The following is a 20,684-nucleotide window of genomic DNA, read 5'->3' on the forward strand; positions in this document are numbered from 1 at the left end:
GTACATGTATAACGAATTAATAAAACAGTTACCGTATAAATCCTCTTTTCTTTTTGTGGACAACATTTCCTTTCTTGATAAGGATGGAGTAACAGGAGATTATACGTTGAAAAAGGATGCATTTTATTATGAAGATCATTTTGTGGGAAATCCTGTTACGCCCGGTGTCATTATTACCGAAATAATGGCGCAGATCGGCCTGGTTGTATTAGGTATCTATCTTGTTGCTGAGGAGCCGGGAGAATTTAAGGTTAACCCGGGAGGGATTTTGTATCCTTTGCTTACGTCCACGGATGTTTCCTTTTTCAAAATGGTATTACCGGGCGAAAAAGTCACCGTAATGTCCAGGAAACAATATTTTCGTTTCGGCAAGCTGAAATGCCAGGTGGAAATGCGGAATCCTGCGGAGGAATTGATCGCAAAAGGGCTGTTTTCCGGTTTTATTAAACGATTCTGAACTAATTGCTATATAAATAGAGTCGCATGGATCATCGTGTCGTCATTACCGGTTTAGGTGTTGTTTCTCCCAACGGCGTGGGCGTTCCGGATTTTTTGGATTCTATCCGGAACGGTATTTCAGGAGTACGGTTTATGCCGGAATACGAGGAACTCAATTATAATTGCCAGGTTGCAGGTCTGCCCCAGTTTGAATGGGAGCAAATTAGAAATTATGTTTCCGAAGTTACCTATAATGGGTTAAAGGCCATTAATATAGCCTATGGAGTAAAAGCTGCGCTGGATGCCTGGACCGACGCAGGGAACAGTCCTGACAGCGATCAGCCCCGTTGGGAAACCGGATGCGTTTTCGGCAGCAGCGTAGGGGATACGGGAGTGGTCAAAACGGTCATTAACCGGGTAGATGCCAAAGAATCCAAAAAGCTGGGTTCAAGGGTTGTGGAACAGATTATGAACAGCGGTGTAACCGCTTATATTTCAGGGAGATTGGGGCTTGGCGGCCGCATTATTACGAATTCCGCCGCCTGCGCTACCGGAACACAGGCAATCTTAATGGGGTATGAGTACATCAAACACGGTCTGGCAAAGCGTATGCTGGTCGGCAGCACGGAACATGTGGATTCCTACATTTTTGGTACATTTGATTCCATGCGGATTTTAGCAAGGAAATTCAACCACCTACCGGAGCAGGCTTCCCGGCCAATGAGTGCTTCCGCCTGTGGTTTTGTCCCTGGTTCAGGCGCAGGAGCCCTCGTTCTGGAGGACCTGGACTTTGCACTGGAGCGCAATGCTACTATCTATGCGGAAATAGTAGGAGGAGCCACCAATTCAGGAGGACAACGTTTTGGGGGTACCATGACGGCGCCCGGTTCAGGCGGAATAATCAAATGCATCTCCGGGGCATTAGCCAATTCAGGGGTTGATCCCCGATCCGTAGATCTGATATGCGGGCACCTGACCGCTACGGCCGCCGATCTGCTGGAAATCCAAAATTGGTGTGTGGCCCTTGATAGAAAAGGGGATGATTTTCCCATGATCAATTCATTAAAATCGATGATCGGGCATTGCCTGAGCGCCGCAGGATCCATTGAGTCCGTTGCGGCCGTATTGCAGATCGTTCATCAGTTTGTACATCCGAATATCAATTTGGAGGACCCCAGTCCCGAAATTCTAAAAATAATAGGCACAGAAAAACTTCCGGTGAGCCTGGTTGAAAAAGAAATAAATACCGTTGCTAAAGCTAATTTTGGGTTTGGAGACGTTAATACCTGTTTAATATTTTCAAAATATAATTAAAAATGGATAGACGAGAAATTTTAGATGAGCTGAAAAAGGTGTTGGCGCCCTATACAGAAAATAAAGAAATATTGGCTGGAATCAATGAACAAACCGACCTGATAAAAGATTTGAAGATCAATTCCGCAAACCTGGTAGACATTATCATTGATGCAGAATCGAAATATAATATAGAAATTGATATGGATTCATCGGAAAAAATGTTCAATGTAAAGAACTGCATTGATGTAATCGTGGAAAAGATGACGCTCCCAAAATAAAGGGAACTCTTCATAATTAAAGGATATGATGCACGAAGTTAATATCGATCGACCCAAAAGCACAGGTAATGACATCGTAGCACTAAAAACAATCAATAGTCAACGTACCCTCCAACCCAGGTTCTATTCGAAAATCCTTGCCGGTTCGGAATCGGCGCTTTATCCCCATCTGGAACTGGCAGGAATGTCCTTTATAAATTATGTGTGGTTATTATGGTCCGTTAAGGAGTCGGTATTTAAATACCTGAAAAGAACGGACCCCGCGTCTGTATTTTCTCCCACAAAGATCGTCATTCAGCAAATTGATACAGGAGGGTCTACAGCGGCAGCGTTCCCAGGTACCCGATGGGAGAGCCACTATAAAGGCGCGGAAGACTGGTTTTACACTGGTAGGGTGCTCTCCGGATCCGGACTGTTTTTTTTCAGGTCAAAAGTTTATGCAGATGTGATCGCTACAGTCGTATGTGATGATGAAAATTTTGAAAATATGGAATGGGGCATTCAATTGATTGACGATTCTGGTTATGAGCATCAATCAAAGGCTGCCAGGGACTTTGTCCTTCATAGGTTACATTCCATTTTCCCGGATGAACCGGCCCTTTTTTCCATAGGGAAAAGCACCCAGGGTCACCCCATTGTATTAAAAGGTGGAATAGAGGAAGAAAATATCCCTGTCTCCCTGGCGCACCATGATCGTTTTATTGCGTATTCCTTTTTGTCCGCTCCGTAATCGGTCCAGGACAGGCGGACGACTATTTTTGAACCTGATTGTCAGCATCTGCGATTGAATAAAAACATCAAAATAATTGGTAATTACAAACCCCGGTTCCTGGCTTACGTCCTGGGGCCACTGGTATTCCTGCTTCTTTCCTGGTTAATTTACCGGCAACTGCTCCATCAACCCAACTGGCGGGGATCATTGACAAAGGTTGTCCGGGCGGTAACCGGAGAACGCCAATGGAAACTATGGCTGGTACTGGCGCTTATGCCGCTCAATTGGGGCATCGAAGCCCGGAAATGGCAACTGGCGCTCCGGCCGGTGGGTGGGATTCCCTATGGAAAAGCATTCAAGGCCATCCTCACCGGAACTACCCTGGCTTCTTTTACCCCCAACCGCGTTGGAGAATATTTGGGCCGTGTTCTTTATGTGGAAGAGGGCAAACGGGTTGCATCCATTTCCCTCACGATCATTTGTAGTATGTCCCAGTTGCTGATCACCCTGATAGCAGGATTGACGGGCATTTTATATTTTTTATCCGTTTTCCATCAACAGCCTTCCTCTTTCGCCACTCATTTTGAATTCTGGTTGAAAGTTCTGCTGGGAGTAGATATCCTGGCAATATTAAGTTTAACATTTATTTATTTCCGCTTCTCGTGGTTGCTGGGGATATTGAGGAAAATCCCCGTGTTGGGGAAATACCTGGCCTATATTAAGGTATTGGAAAATTTTGACAGGCGGCTTTTAGGGAAGATTTTGTGCTTATCTTTTGGCAGGTATCTGGTTTTTATGCTGCAATATGGACTGATTTTTCCGGTTTTCGGAGTGATCCTGAGCACCGGTCAGGTTTGGGGAGGGGTAAGTCTGTTGTTCTTAATAATGGCCGTAGTCCCTACCTTTACTTTTCTGGCGGAGCTGGGCGTGAGGTGGGAGGCAAGTATTCAGGTGCTGGAAATATTCAGTACCAATACAATGGGTATTTTTGCTGCTTCTTTTGGCATATGGCTTATCAATTTAATCATACCGGCCCTGGCAGGAAGTTTGTTAATTTTAAGTATTAAAATATTCAGAAATAAAGAAGAGGAAATAACCAACAGACCAGTAAAAAAATAAAAATTTGCGGATGAAAGCCTTTATAGCAATTTGTATCCTACTGCTTACAGCATTGTCTTTCCCCTTAAAGGCGGGCGATGAATTTTGCGGAATCCGAAATACTGCTTTCCAGGCCGGAGAGATACTTACTTATAAAGTATTCTATACGCTGGCCAATGTATTTGTCGGCGCCGGAGAGGCTACATTTTCCAATACGCTCGAAAGGCTGAATGGAAAAGATGTATATCATGTGATTGGGGAAGGAAAGACCTATAGCTTTTATGACAAGTTCTATAAAGTAAGGGATAAATATGAATCATATATAGATACGGGCACCTTACAGCCCTACAAATTCGTCCGTAATGTGTACGAAGGCGGGTATACGACCTATGAGAATGTCTCTTTTATTAAGAATGCAGGAACAGCTGTAACTACCGAAGGCGTCTATAAAGTGCCCCCATGCATCCAGGACGTGGTAAGCGCCGTCTTTTATGCCCGTAATATCGACTTTAACCATCTGAAGACCGGCGATAAGATCCCCTTCGATATGTTCCTGGACAGACAGGTCTATCATTTATATATCCGATACCTGGGTAAAGAAACAATACGTACAAAATACGCTAAGTTCCGTTGTATCAAATTCAAGCCCCTTCTTGTCAAAGGCACCATATTCGAGGGTGGCGAAAAAATGACCGTCTGGGTAAGCGATGATCCCAATCATATCGCCCTGCGTGTGGAGAGCCCAATTAGTGTAGGAAGCGTGAAAGTCGATATGATCAATTACAAAAATCTGCGTTATCCTTTGAGTAGTCTCGTTGATATGTAGACGCAGATTGGGAAAATCCTGAGTTGGGAAGATGCCTAGAAGCTATGGAACGGTTTATACATAGTTCCACTGATAAGTCAATCAATAAAATTGATTTTACGCCATCATGGAGTTTGTTTGCAAGAATTATGATTACAGCAAGTATATATGAATAACTAGTAAAATAAAGGCAATCAATTAAATTGTTGCGGAGCCATATGAAAGTCGGCCCCGAAATTTTTTACCGGTGCCTGTCAAAGTGGTTAGCTTTATCTGAATAAAAGTTATCCAGTGCAATATCTGCGACCTACTTCCCATGAAGCGTCCCGATATTCGGAAGCTTCATGTTAGTGATTTTGCCGGGAGTACGGCGTAAATGCCTATTGAGAAATTTATTTTTATTGCAGAGGCAACAATGGCGAAATGTAGTAAGTGCAAAAGAAGGAACTTTTTTTATATAACTGAGGCTTGATCGAAATCTTTTTTGCATTGGTTTTCTACTCAAAAACTAACATAGGAGGATTTAGTTTTCTTATTTTCAGCTAATCCGACCGATTTGGTCTTGGCAATTTGCTGTAGAGCGCCATCGGGATTAAAAGCTATTCCCTGGAGAACCTCAGCAGGCATGAGGTTGTTCAAAATGTTATGGGGTCTGTTATTGTAATCGTGAAAGGCTTGCTAAAAGTAAGCGGTCAGTGCCGCATGGTCAGGAATGAACTAGATAAGAGAGGTGATAGTTGAGTTGTTTAGTGGCGGCCTCGAGCATGGAAGTAGAAAATTCGACAATCGCGTTGGGCGATCAAATGCCGGAGAGAAGAAGTACAATCGATCAGATCTTTTGCCGGGCTGGCATTTTCGGAACCGATATCGATACTAAGCTGACAGGATGGAAGATCTTCCGGTTTGAACTATTATGCCACAAGGGCAGCTAGGAATCATTCCTGTATTGTGCCTCATAATAGAACGCCTCTAATATGTCACATAAATATGAGGAGAAGGTACAAGCAAACACACAAACTCAAACTCAACAACAGCCTTAGGCTAATTAGGTATGAAAAATGAAACGATAGTTGATTATGCAGAGAAAAATAATGTTGAAGGAATATTGAAACTTTTGGAAATTGGAGAAGATATTAATCAAATTGAATATGGGCGTGGGGCTCTTCATTCAACTACTTTATTAAATTCAATTGAAGCAGCGGCTCTCCTAATAAATCGGGGAATTAATTTAAATTTACAAGATAAAGGTTCGGGTGCCACTGCATTACATTATTCCGGAGTATATAATTGTTTAGAAATAAGCAATTATATTTTAACTGGCGGGGGACGATTGGATATCTCTGATAATTATGGAAATCATCCTTTATGGACAGCTGTCTTTAATGTAAAAGGAATGGAAAAAAGATTGCCATTGGTTAAACTGTTTCTTGAAAATGGTGCAGATAAAAATCATAAGAACTTAGCTGGCAGGAGCCCTTTGGATTTTTCAAATCAGGTGAAATATTTCCCTCTTATTCAGCTCCTTGAAAAGTATTAATAATTAGAAAGAGTAATGTGCTTAATGATAATTCTTCTAGTGCGCTAAATCTTGGATGAGATCCATTATTTGAGCTAAATAATCTAACTTAAGGAATTATAGTGATGAAAAATAGCCTTGTTGGAGGCGTCCTGTTGGCAAAGGTGTTGAGGATATTTGCTCTAAATGAGAATATTGCACTCTTGTCAACGGCGTTTCTACGATAGGTCCGATCTTTTTGCCTAGTTGTGAGATACCTTCCCGCAGAGTTATAGCTTGCTGTTTATATAGAAATATGAAAGCGTACTTTCGAATGGTTACAGCTTTATTCAGCAAACCAGTAAATGGCATAAAGTGTTGACTGCTGCTTAATTGAAAATATCACGCACCAATAAAAGCAATAAATTTTAATAAAATTAAAGCACTGAAAATTTGGCCCCTAGTAGCAAAAATGCGATCCATTTGGATGTGGATATTTTTAGAAGTATACTTGACAAGTATAAAAAAAGAGGAATATGTATACTGAATCGAGGAGAATACATCTCATAGAAGAAATGCTGAAAGTAACAAATGAAGCCACTCTAGTTGAGTTAGAAACGGTGTTAAAAAAATCTAAGAAAAAAGGAGTGGCTGAAGAAAAGCGGCCAAGTATTTACGATTTTGTGGGAATCTTATCTAAAAAGGAAGCTAAGGAAATGAGAGCTGCAATTGAAGAAACCTGTGAAACGATAAACACTATTGTACAAAAAGGGGAAGCCTATTCCAACTAATGACGTATGGATAGCGGCAGTTGCCATTCAACATAATCTTACCCTTATAACAAGGGGTAAACATTTTGATGAAATAGATAGTCTAACCTCCAAAACCTGGTAGAGTTGGACGTTATCACACCTCCTCCAGCCTAAATACCTCCCCGCTCTTCACCCCCTTCTCCGTCATCTGCACCATGCAACATTCATTCACGGGGTCATGCTCAAAGAACAGAACATAATCACGCACAGCAGCCTCCGACAGAAAAGCCTTCTTCTCCTGCAAAGTCGTTAGCGGAAACATATCATAAGCCATCACATAAGGCAAGGGAATATGCGCAAGGGAAGGCAAAAGATCAGCCATGAAAACAATGGTCTTGCCTTTAAATTCGATCTGGGGAAGCATCATGGCATCGGTATGGCCATTAGCCAGACGAATGGAAAACTGGGGAATTATGCCCGAAGGGATTAAGGCAGAGGAATCTGGAAGACCGGGTTGCCCATCACCTGTATCGATAAACCGCAATTGCCCGCTGGCTTGTATCGGCAAAATGTTATCCTTCAAAAATGAAGCCTTTTCCCGCTCATTAGGTTCGGTCGCCCATTTCCAATGCCGTTCATTACTCCAATAAATTGCATTCTTAAAAGCGGGAACTAACTTATCTCCTTCCCGACGGATGCTGCCTCCACAATGATCGAAATGCAGATGAGTGAGGAATACATCCGTTATGTCATCCCGGTGAAAACCATTCAAGGCAAGGGACTTGTCCAGGGAATCATCACCATGAAGGTAATAGTGGCTGAAGAATTTCGCATCCTGTTTGTCTCCGATCCCATTGTCTATCAGTATCAGACGTCCGCCATCTTCGATCAACAGACATCGCATAGCCCAGGAACATAAATTATTCGAATCAGCTGGCTGCAACTTATTCCAGATCGATTTGGGCACGACTCCAAACATGGCGCCTCCATCCAACTTGAAATTTCCGGTATTGATCGAATATAACTGCATGGATTATTAGTTGTATTGGTTTGAGGATAACGAAAGATCGGAATGACCTAATTCCTAAACAGTCCCCAACTGTTTTTGTTTTGCCAATGCAGAATAAAGCCAGACCAGCCCCAGCGCAAAGAACAGGATCAGAAAGAGCACGGAATTCTTCATACTTCCTGTAAGTTCCTCGATAAAACCAAAGCTAAACATGCCGATCACAATGGCGATCTTTTCGGTCAGATCATAATAACTGAAAAAAGAAGTCGTATCCTTTGTTTCCGGCATTAACTTGGAATAAGTTGAACGGCTCAGGGACTGAATTCCGCCCATGACTAGCCCTACTGCTATGGCCAATCCATAAAACGAATATTCGATAGGTTGTTGATGCGGGCCAAGCTCCATCGTCCAGCGGGAAAGTTCTGCATCGATCTTTCCTTCTTCCGCTTCCCAGTTTGTTTCCGCATGAACTCTAGTCTTCTTCTCCATCAATACCGCCTTATCATGTTTCAATGCCTCGATCTTTTCATGAAAGGACTTCAGCGGCGCAGCCAACCCGGCGGTCATATAAGCAGCCACACAGATAAAGATCCAGAAAACAACGACACCCATCAGTACGCGGATGTTGCCATAACGGGCGGATAGTTTACTCATGATCATGGCTCCGGCAATAGCGACCAGTTGAATGATGACTACGGTTACGATCAGTTTGGTATCATCGAGGCCCAGTAATTTACTCCCGAATAAGGTGGCGACCATCATGACGGTCTGCACACCCATACTGTAAAAAAAGAAACCCCGTAGGAAACGTTTTAAGACAGCCATCCTTTTGACCTGGCCATACACTTTTTTTATTTCGGCAAATCCATCCTTGAATACATTTACTTTTTTCAGATTGTTCCGGTTCACTTTCGGCAATACATGAAAGCTGATCTGGGCAAAACCGATCCACCAGAGCCCTGTCAGTAAGAAAGTGAGGCGCGGAGCAAGCAGGTTAGGATCATTGGTCATAGTCAACACCAATACAAAGCCGATGATCTGCAATAAAACACTGCCGACATATCCATAAGCAAAACCCTTGGCGCTGACACGGTCCTGGTCTTCCGGTGCGGCTATCTCTGGCAGATAGGCATTATAGAAAACAAGGCTTCCCACATAACCCATCGAGGCCAGCATAAAACATAGAATGCCCAGCAACAAATTGGATCCATCGAAAAAGAATAACAGACTGCATCCTCCCGCACCCATATAACAAAAGAAGCGCATGAAGTTCTTCTTATTGCCCCTGGTATCGGCAATAGAGGCGAGAACGGGATATAATATGGCGATCACCAAAAAGGCGGCGGCCAATGCATAACTATATAAAGAAGAGTTTACAAAGGTTCGACCGAGGAAAGGGATGTTCTCACTTCCAAAATGCCGTTTGGTGACGGCGGTAAAATAAATGGGAAAAAAAGTGGTAGTTATAACGAGGTTATAAACGGAATTCGCCCAATCGTACATGGCCCAGCCGTTGATCACCCTTTTAGGGGCTGTAACCGTTTTTGCGGCCGCCATCATTATACGATACCCCTCCATAATAAGACGAGCATGACCACGCCTATTACGATCCTGTAATAACCCCAGACTTTGAAACCGTATTTTTTAAGGAAGCCGATAAAGCTGCGGATAGCGAGAATGGCCACTAAAAAGGCGATAATACTGCTGATGGCCAATAAGGAATAATTACTCCCGGAAAGCGCTTCAGGGTGAGTCTTATGAACATCCCAGAAACTTTTTACCGAAGCGGCGAACATGGTAGGGACCGCCAGAAAAAAAGAAAATTCGGCTGCGGCCTTGCGGCTCAAGGACTGGGACATCCCCCCGATAATGGTGGCGGCACTGCGGCTCAGACCGGGTAAAAGGATGGATAAGACCTGGAAACAACCGATGCGGAAGGCAATCTTGTTGGTTACCAGCCGCTCATCGTCGATATTCGGATATTTGAAGAAACGGTCCACGAACAGAAAGAGAATACCGCCCCCGATCATCACAAAGGCGATGAAATATAAATTGCTAAGGGCATTATCGATATGTTTTTTCAACAGGAACCCGAAGACAATGGCCGGGATAACGGCAATCACCAGCTTGATATAAAAATTGATCCGGGAAAAATCGAAGAATTTTTTGTAGTAAACGACTACTACGGCTAAAATGGCTGCCAGTTGAATAACGATCTCGAACATATCTGAAAATGGGGTGGATGCCACTCCAATGATCGGGTTCGTGAATTTCATGTGAGCGGTGGAAGAAATAGGCAGGAACTCGGTTAATCCTTCCACGATGGCGAGGATGATAGCCTGGATAGTAGTCATGTAAAATATGGGGTTAAGAATGATGACATGCTCAACGGAGACCACGCTCCAGTTCAGGAGATCCGGAATACTAAACCTCCCCTAATCCACTTTTTTACCTGCCTCGAGACTCTTATCCTTGCGGAAGATAGCAAAGATCTCCAGGGCCAAACCCGCCAGGATCAAAATAGGGGCAATGGTCACCCGGGTAAAGCTATAAACCTCCTTGGGATCGAAAACATTGGGATCCTTACTTTTGCCACCGGCCATTAAGAACAGGCCTAATGCCATGACGATTATGCCGATCAGCATCCAGCGGTAGTTCTCCTTGCCAAATAAAGGTGCATTTTGCCGGGCCGTAGCAGGGATAACTTTTTTAGTCGTTGCCATGAAAAGATTAATTATTGGGTCTGCAATATACGCCAATCAGGGAATTAGACAAATTAGAGGCGCGAAAGCATTAGTACAAGTCATCCAGCTTCATTTTCAGGTATTTGATCACACTCCGGTGAGTGCTGATAAAGGAGATCCCGATCCCAAGCAACACAATGACGATAAACATGGAGGAAAGGAGGGTATAATCCCTCAGGGCCTTTATCTCAGGGAGCCATCTTTCGCTTACGAAAATGACGGTAATAATGCCCCCAACGGCTATTATGCCGCTAACGGCGCCATTGACCAGGGCCCGGACATCCATGGGTTTGGCAATAAACCAACGGGTGGCGCCTACCATTTGCATCGTCTTGATCAGGAAACGGTTGCTGAACATGGCCAGCCTTATGGTATTATCGATCAGGATGATGACCAGGATCGATATGACAATGGCCACTCCCAGCAGGATCAGGCTGATTTTCCGGATAATATTGCTCAGATTGGATACCAGCGCCTGGTTATACTGCACTTCGCTGACGGCAATATTCTGAACCAGGTCTGCCTTTATCCTGGCAAGGGAGTCCGTATTGGCATATTCGCTTTTTATGTTAAAATCAACACTCGCGGGCAGAGGATTCTTATCCAGGACCGATCCCCAGTCCTTATTCCCATCGGAATTAAAGCGCTGTCTGGCCAGTTCCTTGGTCAGGTAACGATAGGAACGGGTATAGGGCTGCGCGGCAATATATTCTACCAACAGGGCGCTATCCTTGGCGGAAACATTTTCCCGGACATAGACCTGAACCTCGATATTCTCCTTAAAGCTCTGGCCCAGTTTATTGGCATTGATTACGATCCAGCCCAACAGACCCAGGAGAAATAACACTACCGATACCCCAACGATGGCCATAAAATAGGAGGGAGTCGAGCGTTTGGCATATCCTTTTCCAAATTGCGCCATTATATAATAATTTTTTTGTAAACAACAAAAATAAGGGTTTACAGGCATCTTCGGCCTCTTTTTGAGGCCTGGTTACCATCCCTTTTTCTTACTTTTGTCATCCCTTAAACGAACCAATGGCTGCATTATTTCGAAGGGGGGATACCTTTTAACTTTTTTTAAACTTTTCACACCAGTTCGAACTGGAAACCGGGCATAATAACGGCATACAACACCATGGAATACAATTTCAGCAATATTGAGCAAAAATGGCAGGAACAATGGAGAAAAGATAAACGTTATGCCGTAAGTAATGATAATACCCGGCCTAAATGTTATGTATTGGACATGTTCCCTTATCCCAGCGGGGCGGGGCTTCACGTAGGGCATCCCCTGGGTTATATCGCCAGCGATATCTTTGCCCGTTATAAAAGGATAAAAGGGTTTAATGTCCTGCATCCCATGGGATATGACGCATTTGGTCTTCCGGCGGAGCAATATGCCATCGATCACGGTATTCATCCGGCAGTCTCGACGGAATCGAATATCGACAATTTCCGCAAACAACTGGATAATATCGGGTTTTGTTTCGACTGGGACCGCCAGGTGAAGACCAGTGAACCAGGATACTATAAATGGACCCAATGGATCTTTCTGCAATTATTCAACAGTTGGTACGACCGGAAACAAAATAAAGCAGTGCCCCTGGCAGATTTAGTTAGCCTCTTTGAGGCCGGGGGAAATAGCGGTCATCCTTGCCCGGGTGATTCGTCTATCCGTTTTTCGGCTGAAGAGTGGAAAAATGCTGACGAACGCCGCCGGGAAGACATATTGATGAATTACCGTCTGGCCTATTGCGGTAATGGAGAAGTGAACTGGTGTGAAGCCCTTGGTACCGTTCTGGCCAATGATGAAGTAGTGAACGGGGTGAGCGAAAGAGGCGGGTATCCTGTCGTGAAGAAAAAGTTGCGGCAATGGTATCTCCGGATCACCGATTACGCAGATCGTTTGCTGGAAGGCCTGGAGAGGGTCGATTTCAGCGATGCTATGAAAGAAATGCAATCCAACTGGATCGGCAAGAGTTTTGGCGCGGAAGTCGATTTTGCCATATTTGACGGAGACAAGACCGGATCCGGACAGGTCGGCGGTTCGGATAAGGCAACAGGGGGAAAAACCCTTCGTGTCTATACCACCCGCCCGGACACCATCTTTGGGGTCGATTTCATGGTGGTTTCTCCTGAACATGAATTGATCGAAAAGATCGTTTCGCCGGAGCAGCGTCCGGCCATCGAAGAATATATCGCTTATGTAAAAAGCCGCAGCGAAAGGGAACGTATGGCCGAAAAAAAGATCACCGGCTGTTTTACGGGAGCCTATGCCATCAATCCTTTTAACGGGCTGCATATTCCCATCTGGACTTCAGAATATGTCCTGGCAGGCTACGGAACCGGAGCCATTATGGCCGTTCCCTGTGGTGATGACCGGGATTTTAAATTCGCACAGTATTTCGGCATACCCATCACCAATATCATCGGCGACTACTTTAACGGATTGGAAGCCAATTCTACCAAAGAGGCAAAATTGGTTAACAGTGATTTCCTGGATGGCATTGTCATGAAAGACGCCATCGTAATCGTGATCAATAAGCTGGAAGAAAAAGGCATCGGTACCCGCAAGGTCAATTACCGGATGCGGGATGCGGCCTTCAGCCGACAGCGTTACTGGGGGGAACCCTTTCCGATCAAATGGATAGACGAGCCCGGCGAAGTCTACGAACGAGGAGGAGCGCAGCTACGACGAAGTCCTGGAATTGCCTATCCCTTACCGGAAAATGAATTGCCGCTGGAATTGCCAAAAGTCGATTCGTATGGTCCCGGACCGGACGGGGAAGGACCCCTGGCCAACCTAGCCGATTGGGTAGGCCAGCATTTCGAGACCAATACCATGCCGGGTTACGCTGGTAGCAGCTGGTATTTCCTGCGTTATATGGATCCACACAATGAACAGGAATTTTGCAGTCGTCAGGCTTCGGATTATTGGGGTCAGGTAGACCTCTATATCGGTGGCACCGAACATGCCGTCGGTCACTTGTTGTATAGCCGCATGTGGACCAAGGCACTTTATGACCTGGGACATATCGGTTATGACGAACCGTATAAGAAATTGGTCAACCAGGGTATGATCCAGGGCAGCAGCAGGTTTGTATACCGGCTTGAATTGAAGGGCAGCCATAATATAGAACAGTTATCCAAACAGACACCTGTCTTTATTTCCCTGGGAATCCGTGCACTGGAAGGCACTCCTGAGTTTCATGAGTTGGTTAGCCTGGCCGTTAGGAATATTCATGGTAATAACGATATCGAAATAAATACGATCACTGTCTCCACCATCCATGTCGATGTCAATATCGTCGATGGAGTGGAACTGGATACCGAAGCCTTTAAAAAATGGCGGTCGGAATATGCCAACGCCGAATTTATCCTGGAAGAGGGTAAATATTTCTGCGGAGTTGAAGTGGAGAAAATGAGTAAAAGGCTTTACAACACCGTCAATCCAGATGTCCTGGTGAATAAATACGGAGCCGATACTTTCCGCATGTATGAAATGTTCCTCGGTCCTGTGGAACAAAGCAAACCCTGGGACACCAAAGGTATCGAGGGTGTTCACCGTTTCCTGCGCAAGCTTTGGCGTCTATTTTATGACGAGATGAAAGGCAAGATCTGGAATACGGAAAAGGCTACCGACGCAGAATTAAAGATCATCTACAAAACCATAAAAAAGGTAGAGGAGGATACCGAACGTTTTTCCTTCAATACGGCAGTCAGCGCACTGATGATCGGGGTCAACGATCTCCATGATGCCAAATGCCATAAAAAGGAAGTGCTGGAGAAATTATTGATTATTCTGACTCCCTACGGCCCGCATATTGCCGAAGAATTATGGCAACTTCTTGGAAATGGAGGAACCATTCTCGATGCTGTCTATCCAAAAGTGGAACAAAAATACCTGATCGAATCTTCCAAAAATTATCCCATCGCGATCAATGGAAAGACCAGGGCTGAAATGAATATAGCACTCGATGCCACGCAGCAACAGGTGGAAGAAATGGTCCTTGGCGATGAAGGAGTAAAAAAATGGCTGGATGGAAAACAGCCAAAGAAAGTGATCTATGTAAAGAACAAAATGATTAACATAGTTATTTAAACCATCCATGCATGAAATGCGTCTTTGTCGCCCTGATAATGGTATCCTTTCCTTTTTTGCTGAATGCCCAGAATCAGGGCGCCTATTTTTTATCCAATCCCTGTCTGAGCCCGGACGGGCAAATCGTCGTATTTAGTTTTGAAGGGGATCTTTGGAAAACGGATACCAAAGGAGGGCAGGCGGTTCGTCTCACAGCCATGCCGGGCTACGAGAACAATGCCCGTTTTTCTCCCGATGGAAAATGGATCGCTTTCACGGGAAGGCAATCCGGTAATGCGGATGTTTATGTAATGCCGGTAGAGGGAGGAGAGATCCGGCAACTCACCTTTCACAGCGCCGGCGATGAAGTAAGTTCCTGGAGCTGGGATTCCAAAACTATTTATTTTTCGTCAGGCCGGATGGGCCAGCAATCCGGATTCAAGGTTCCCCTGGCCGGTGGAACTCCGGAAAGGGTATTCGGCGATTATTTTTTTCAATACGATCACAATCTGTTCGAACATCCAAGTACGGGAGAGATATTCTTTAATGATACCTGGGAGAGCAGCAACCAGGTCCAGCGCAAACATTATAAAGGGCCGTTTAATCCGGATATTCAATCTTACAATCCAAAATCCAAACAGTACAAACGTTACACGGATTATATAGGCAAAGATTTTGGCGCTACCCTGGACCGGAATGGGAATATCTATTTTATTTCCGATGAAGGAAATGGAGAGTATAATCTGTATACCTTTAAAAACGGCAAAAAGACGGCGCTTACCACATTCCCCTCCTCTATCAAAAATGCTGTTGTGGATGCAAAGGGCGACAAGGTCATCTTCGAAAAGGAATATCAATTGTACCTCTACGATGTTCAGTCCGGAAAAACGGACAAACTCGATATAACCATCACCCGGAATTACACCTTACCGAAAGAAAAGGATTTTGATGTCAAGGGAACGATCACCAACCTGGATATTTCACCGGATGGGAAAAAACTGGCTTTTGTTTCCAGGGGCGAATTGTTTGTCAGCGATCCGGAAGGGAAATTCATACAGCAGATCGAAAAAGGCTCGGCAGAACGGGTGTCGGAAGTGAAATGGATGGCCGATAATAAAACTCTTCTTTTTAACCAGACCTCCGGAGGCTATCTCAACTGGTATACGATTGCGGCGGACGGCAGCTCACCGTTAAAGGAACGGACCCATGATCAGCGCAGCAACCGGGCTATAGCATTTAATAAATCAAAAACAAAGGCTGTATACCTGAGTGGCCGGGACGAGGTGCGGCTAATGGATCTGAAATCCTTTGATAGTAAAACCCTGGTGAAAGATGAGATATGGGCTTTCGCGGATTCCAATCCCGGTTTTTCCCCCAATGAGGAATACATTTGTTTTACCGCATTCCGCAATTTCGAGCAGGATATTTTTGTACATGAACTGCGCACGGGTAAAACGATCAATCTGACCAATACGGCCGTAACTGAAACCAATCCAATCTGGAGCGGTGACGGAAAGTATATCTATTTTACTTCGTCCCGTCTCAAGCCTGGTTATCCGTTTGGTTTGCAGGATGCCAGGGTCTATCGCATTCCCCTGGAAAAATTCGATGAACCATTTCGGATGGACAAATTTGCAGCCTTATTCCAAACGGAGAAAAAAGAGGCAGATACCGGCAAAAAAGACTCCCGGCTTATAAAAAAGGATTCTGCTTCCAAGACTGCCGTGATCAAAAATACCCCTATTACGATCAATGCTGAAGGGATCATGGAACGGATCGAACAGATCAGCCCTTCCTTCGGATCTCAATTCCTGCAGGAGGTGCTGCAAAAAGATAACAAAACAACCGTTCTGTATACCAGCGACCACGAGCAGGGAAAGGTCGCATTATGGAAGACGGTGATCGAACCCTTTGAGCCAAACAAAACGGAAAAGATCATCGGTGGGGATGGAACGAATAACCTTAACATGGCGGGGAACGGAGACAAAAATTTTGTTCTCCTCAATGGGAACATCTTTAAGTTAACCCTGGAACCGGGTAAACTGGAACCCATTGCCCTTAGTTATACTTTCCGGAGGAATTTGTCCGAAGAGTTCAGTCAGCTGTTTTTTGAGGCTTGGGCCCGGCTGGAAGAAAACTATTATGATGAAAAATTCCACGGAGTGAATTGGAAAACCACCAGGGACCATTACAGTAGTTTTTTACCTTATCTGAATAACCGCTCCGATCTGCGGGTGTTGTTGAACGATATGCTGGGAGAACTGAATTCTTCCCATCAGGGTTTTTATACATCGGGTGACGATGAGAATGTGCCTTATTCGGCCCATACTATGGAAACAGGTATTCTTTTCGGGAACCAGGACCCCTATATCGTGAAACGGGTGATCAACCGTTCGTCCGCTGATAAAAAAGAGATCGACATATTGCCTGGCGATGAACTGGTAAGTATAGATGGGGTAAGGGTCGATGCCGCTACGGACCGGAATGTCTACTTTACAAAACCTTCTCTTGCCAAAGAATTGAAACTAAGCTTTTCCAGGAATGGAAAATCGTTCGAAGTAAAAATTCACCCTCAGGCAAGCCTGACTGGGAATCTGTACGAGGAATGGATCGACAACAACCGCCGGAGGGTAACGGAAAAAGGGAAAGGCCGGATCGCCTATTCCTGTATGAGAAATATGGGGACCGAGGAGTTGGAAAAGTTCAAAATCGATATGACCCGGGAATTAAACGGGAAAGATGGCCTGATCCTTGATCTCCGGTATAATACAGGCGGAAATGTACATGATGAAGTGTTACGTTTCCTTGCTCAGCGTTCTTACCTGCAGTGGAAATACAGGGGAGGGCAATTGACAACGCAAAGTAATTTTGCTCCGGCGGACAAACCGATCGTTTTGCTGACCAATGAACAATCGTTAAGCGATGCCGAAATGACCGCTGCAGGATTTAAGGCACTGAAACTGGGCAAGATCGTCGGCAACGAAACGTATCACTGGATCATCTTTACCAGTGGACAGCCTTTGGTAGACGGTTCTTTTGTGCGTATCCCTTCCTGGGGATGTTATACACTGGATGGAAAGGACCTGGAAATCAATGGGGTAACACCGGATATTAAAGTGATCAATACCTTTGAAGATAAGATCAACGGAAGAGATCCTCAACTGGACAGGGCCATAGAAGAGATTTTGAAGTAAAACAAGTGTTTATGGATAATTCATCTTTAACAACATTGCTGAAGCAGCATCGGGACGATATTCATCCCGTGGTTCCATTTGATCCATCGGAAGATAAATTATATCCCTTTGATTTTACGGACCAAAATAAGGAGCTGAGCCAGGAACAGATTGCCGATACAGAAAGTTTTGCGAGCTATATTAATACTATGCTCCGGGAAAAACATTGCCGGTATGGGATTGGTGGTTATAATGAACACCGTACCCTTTATGCCCGCAGCAAACATTTTGATAGCACACCGGCAGAACCCCGCCGTCTGCATCTGGGAATCGACATCTGGGGAACGGCCGGAACGAAGGTAATGGCACCGCTGACCGGGATCGTGCATAGTTTTGCTTTTAACAATAAGGACAGCGATTATGGTGCTACACTGATATTGACGCATAATTTAGAGGGCATTACTTTCCATTCCCTCTACGGACACCTGAGCCTGAATTCCTTGAAAAATTTACAGGAAGGCAAACGAATACAAAATGGCGAAGTAATCGGAGAGTTTGGCATGCGTTTCGAGAACGGCAACTGGCCCCCCCATCTTCATTTTCAATTGATTATCGATATGCAGGGATGGAAGGGAGATTATCCCGGCGTTTGCCGTTTCTCCGAAAGCCGGCAATGGTTGGAAAATTGCCCTGATCCGGATCAGGTTCTTCAGTTGAACAGGTTTATCAGTAAATAGGCATCAGTAAATAGGCATTTGAATCTATTACGATCAGCCGATCGTATATGATGCAGCATGGTATCCTTTTTCCGGTTTTATATTGTCCTCTTTTTATTTCTTATTCCCATCCTTGTATCGACACAAGCCATCGATAATACGGTTTCTTTCCGCAATATCAACAGCGACCATTATTTCAGGATATTTTACGAGAATGATTTTTTTTCAGGCACGGATCGGGATTATACGCAAGGAATTTATATCGAATCTGTCAACCCGGCTTTGAAAAACTTCTTTTTATCAAAATTATTATGGCATCCCCGGAACAGTGCTATTAAGTATGGATTGGCTTTGGAAGACGACGGATACACTCCGAACTATATTGACAGACCTGAAATCCAATACGGTGATCGACCCTATGCGGGTTTGTTATTCCTGAAAACCTTTTTAACGGCTACGAATACCTTCCGTCATGAAAGAATAAGTGTATTGCTCAGTACCGGCCTGATCGGACCGGCAGCCGGTGGGGAAGGCATGCAAAAAGGTATTCATCACTGGATCAATTATACGCTACCATTGGGCTGGCACAACCAGATCCGCAATGACCTGGTTTTAAATTACCAGTTGAATTATGAAAAGGAAATTTTATCCTGTCCGGATCATATTTCCCTTGCGACGTATGGCAGTATCAGGCTTGGGACGCTTAGTTCCAAACTTACCACAGGGGTTACCTTAATGGCAGGCAATTATAATTCTCCGTTCAGAAATTCAGGAAGGCTGACTGGTAAATGGCAATGGTTTGTTTATGATCAGCCGCTGGTAAACCTGGTTGGTTATGATGCTACGCTGCAAGGCGGTTGGTTCAATCGTTCAAGCCCTTACACCGTTGCATCCGGTGATATCAACCGGTTGGTCATCCAGCATAAGTTCGGGCTTGTTTTGGTGTTTAAAAGACTATATCTCGAATATTTTCAAACGAGCAGCACTGCGGAATTCAAGACCAGCGTGTTTCACCGGACGGGGGGATTGCAGGTAGGTTTTGGTTTTTAGAAAATTGACAAACAGAGCCTTCTATTGGTTTCTATTCGGATCAGTGCCTTGTTGCAGCAATTCGGTAACGATCCCTTCCCATTCATTTTCCAGGGAATGGGCCGGCATGATACGACCAGCGCGGGAATACCAATACCTGGCATTTCCATTATCACCTTCCTTACGATGCAGATAGGCATGGATCCATGAACCATCCCTGGTTCCGATATCCTGTGCAATGTTGTGCGCCTGTTCCCAATCATTTTTTCCATCATACCATAATGCTGCCAGGCAACCGGTAATGCCGGGTGGAGGTGTATTGGATGTTAAGGTTGATTTGAATTGTTCGAAGGTCATTGCTATGCAGTTAAAATTCCAAGGTTAATTTCAGATGTCCGCCTAAGCCTTGTTGAATTATTTTCATTAGGGTCGATAGGCGTATATCCGAAGCATTGTTCTCAATCCTTGAAATATAGGCCTTATTTGTACCGCATTTTTCTGCTAACTCTTCCTGTGTCATATTGAGCTTTTTCCTGGCTTCTTCCAACATCACGCCAAGCCGGAATGTTTCGAAGTTTTGCTCCCAGATTTCCCTTTTCCTTCCTCCAGGTTTTCCATATTTTTTATCCAATATTTGGTCGAATGTGGTAATGTTTTTGTTTACTTCTACTGATTTACTTTTGCTCATAAATTGTATTTTAAAATACTTTTCAGGAACTTGTTGCATTACGCGGATCAAATTCAAAACCCATTCTATTTTTTCCTGTACAGTAAGAGGTTGATCTTCATAAAACTGAAGAAAGTACCTTTTATACGCGATAATCTGCCTTATAATATTCTCCATACAAAGTTACCTATTTAGACAACATTTTCAAAATTTAACTACCTGGTGTCTCAATTTTTTGGGTAGAAAACTTATTAGAATAAAATAGGAATTGTAATGTATCAACCTGCTTGGGGCATGAATAAGAAAATAGAAATGTCTTTTTCGGTCTTCTTTCCTGTTTTCGTAAACAGATTTTCCCGATTTCTACACATGTTCCGGGGAAATTCGG

21 protein-coding genes and 1 pseudogene are annotated in these 20,684 nt (G+C 44.3%); 15 read left to right on the plus strand and 7 right to left on the minus strand.

Going from position 1 to position 20,684, the window contains the following annotated elements; all coding sequences use genetic code 11:
* Window positions 1-4 precede the first annotated feature (4 nt).
* The 11 genes and pseudogenes from ACX0G9_RS19840 (at window position 5) to ACX0G9_RS19890 (ending at window position 7,016) form a co-directional block, all read left to right on the plus strand.
* The gene (locus tag ACX0G9_RS19840; RefSeq protein ID WP_459066697.1) at window positions 5-457 is read left to right on the plus strand and encodes a 3-hydroxyacyl-ACP dehydratase FabZ family protein; all 453 of its coding nucleotides are present in this window, start codon (window positions 5-7) and stop codon (window positions 455-457) included.
* Between the two features lie 26 nt (window positions 458-483).
* Entirely contained in the window at window positions 484-1,752 is a 1,269-nt protein-coding gene (locus ACX0G9_RS19845; RefSeq protein ID WP_459066698.1) for a beta-ketoacyl-[acyl-carrier-protein] synthase family protein, read from the plus strand.
* Between the two features lie 2 nt (window positions 1,753-1,754).
* A complete protein-coding gene (locus ACX0G9_RS19850) occupies window positions 1,755-2,012 on the plus strand; it encodes an acyl carrier protein (RefSeq protein WP_459066699.1) in 258 nt (85 codons plus the stop codon).
* A 25-nt stretch (window positions 2,013-2,037) separates the two neighbouring features.
* Window positions 2,038-2,742, plus strand: a complete 705-nt coding sequence (locus ACX0G9_RS19855; RefSeq protein WP_459066700.1) for a 4'-phosphopantetheinyl transferase family protein — start codon at window positions 2,038-2,040, stop codon at window positions 2,740-2,742.
* A gap of 54 nt (window positions 2,743-2,796) precedes the next feature.
* Entirely contained in the window at window positions 2,797-3,843 is a 1,047-nt protein-coding gene (locus ACX0G9_RS19860; protein ID WP_459066701.1) for a hypothetical protein, read from the plus strand.
* 10 nt (window positions 3,844-3,853) lie between these two features.
* Window positions 3,854-4,648, plus strand: coding sequence for a DUF3108 domain-containing protein (locus ACX0G9_RS19865; RefSeq protein WP_459066702.1), 795 nt, complete (start codon window positions 3,854-3,856; stop codon window positions 4,646-4,648).
* A 14-nt stretch (window positions 4,649-4,662) separates the two neighbouring features.
* A pseudogene (locus tag ACX0G9_RS19870) lies at window positions 4,663-4,803 on the plus strand (DUF7660 family protein); the annotation flags it as partial.
* Window positions 4,804-5,391: 588 nt separating this feature from the next.
* Window positions 5,392-5,559, plus strand: coding sequence for a hypothetical protein (locus ACX0G9_RS19875; RefSeq protein WP_459066703.1), 168 nt, complete (start codon window positions 5,392-5,394; stop codon window positions 5,557-5,559).
* A gap of 119 nt (window positions 5,560-5,678) precedes the next feature.
* Complete coding sequence (locus ACX0G9_RS19880; RefSeq protein ID WP_459066704.1) at window positions 5,679-6,164, plus strand: ankyrin repeat domain-containing protein; 486 nt, start codon at window positions 5,679-5,681, stop codon at window positions 6,162-6,164.
* Window positions 6,165-6,658: 494 nt separating this feature from the next.
* Window positions 6,659-6,913, plus strand: a complete 255-nt coding sequence (locus tag ACX0G9_RS19885) for a hypothetical protein (RefSeq protein ID WP_459066705.1) — start codon at window positions 6,659-6,661, stop codon at window positions 6,911-6,913.
* The gene (locus ACX0G9_RS19890) at window positions 6,882-7,016 is read left to right on the plus strand and encodes a PIN domain-containing protein (RefSeq protein ID WP_459066706.1); all 135 of its coding nucleotides are present in this window, start codon (window positions 6,882-6,884) and stop codon (window positions 7,014-7,016) included. Before ACX0G9_RS19885 ends, ACX0G9_RS19890 begins: the two co-directional genes overlap by 32 nt.
* Before the next feature lie 12 nt (window positions 7,017-7,028).
* Here the strand turns inward: ACX0G9_RS19890 and ACX0G9_RS19895 are convergent, their stop codons facing one another.
* The 5 genes from ACX0G9_RS19895 to ACX0G9_RS19915 form a co-directional block, all read right to left on the minus strand.
* Entirely contained in the window at window positions 7,029-7,904 is an 876-nt protein-coding gene (locus ACX0G9_RS19895; RefSeq protein WP_459066707.1) for an MBL fold metallo-hydrolase, read from the minus strand.
* A 54-nt stretch (window positions 7,905-7,958) separates the two neighbouring features.
* On the minus strand, window positions 7,959-9,461 hold the full coding sequence (locus ACX0G9_RS19900) for an MFS transporter (protein ID WP_459066708.1): 1,503 nt from the start codon (window positions 9,459-9,461) through the stop codon (window positions 7,959-7,961).
* A complete protein-coding gene (locus ACX0G9_RS19905) occupies window positions 9,443-10,237 on the minus strand; it encodes an undecaprenyl-diphosphate phosphatase (protein WP_459066709.1) in 795 nt (264 codons plus the stop codon). The genes ACX0G9_RS19900 and ACX0G9_RS19905 overlap by 19 nt, the downstream gene beginning before the upstream one ends.
* An 81-nt stretch (window positions 10,238-10,318) precedes the next feature.
* Entirely contained in the window at window positions 10,319-10,606 is a 288-nt protein-coding gene (locus tag ACX0G9_RS19910) for a DUF3098 domain-containing protein (protein WP_459066710.1), read from the minus strand.
* A gap of 70 nt (window positions 10,607-10,676) precedes the next feature.
* A complete protein-coding gene (locus ACX0G9_RS19915) occupies window positions 10,677-11,549 on the minus strand; it encodes a cell division protein FtsX (protein ID WP_459066711.1) in 873 nt (290 codons plus the stop codon).
* Between the two features lie 216 nt (window positions 11,550-11,765).
* Between ACX0G9_RS19915 and ACX0G9_RS19920 the strand changes: the two genes are divergently transcribed.
* Genes ACX0G9_RS19920 through ACX0G9_RS19935 form a run of 4 tightly spaced genes read left to right on the plus strand, consistent with a single transcriptional unit; the run spans window position 11,766 to window position 19,650 of the window.
* A complete protein-coding gene (locus tag ACX0G9_RS19920; RefSeq protein ID WP_459066712.1) occupies window positions 11,766-14,732 on the plus strand; it encodes a leucine--tRNA ligase in 2,967 nt (988 codons plus the stop codon).
* 11 nt (window positions 14,733-14,743) lie between these two features.
* Window positions 14,744-17,905: a S41 family peptidase gene (locus tag ACX0G9_RS19925; protein ID WP_459066713.1), complete on the plus strand. Its 3,162-nt coding sequence runs from the start codon at window positions 14,744-14,746 to the stop codon at window positions 17,903-17,905.
* An 11-nt stretch (window positions 17,906-17,916) separates the two neighbouring features.
* Entirely contained in the window at window positions 17,917-18,621 is a 705-nt protein-coding gene (locus tag ACX0G9_RS19930; protein WP_459066714.1) for a peptidoglycan DD-metalloendopeptidase family protein, read from the plus strand.
* Window positions 18,622-18,678: 57 nt separating this feature from the next.
* Window positions 18,679-19,650, plus strand: coding sequence for a lipid A deacylase LpxR family protein (locus tag ACX0G9_RS19935; RefSeq protein ID WP_459066715.1), 972 nt, complete (start codon window positions 18,679-18,681; stop codon window positions 19,648-19,650).
* Window positions 19,651-19,671: 21 nt separating this feature from the next.
* On the opposite strand, the gene ACX0G9_RS19940 is transcribed toward ACX0G9_RS19935, so the two are convergent.
* On the minus strand, window positions 19,672-19,986 hold the full coding sequence (locus tag ACX0G9_RS19940; RefSeq protein ID WP_459066716.1) for a hypothetical protein: 315 nt from the start codon (window positions 19,984-19,986) through the stop codon (window positions 19,672-19,674).
* A 10-nt stretch (window positions 19,987-19,996) separates the two neighbouring features.
* On the minus strand, window positions 19,997-20,473 hold the full coding sequence (locus tag ACX0G9_RS19945) for a helix-turn-helix domain-containing protein (RefSeq protein ID WP_459066717.1): 477 nt from the start codon (window positions 20,471-20,473) through the stop codon (window positions 19,997-19,999).
* Window positions 20,474-20,684: the final 211 nt, after the last annotated feature.

The sequence above is a fragment of the Flavitalea flava genome, assembly GCF_054461575.1.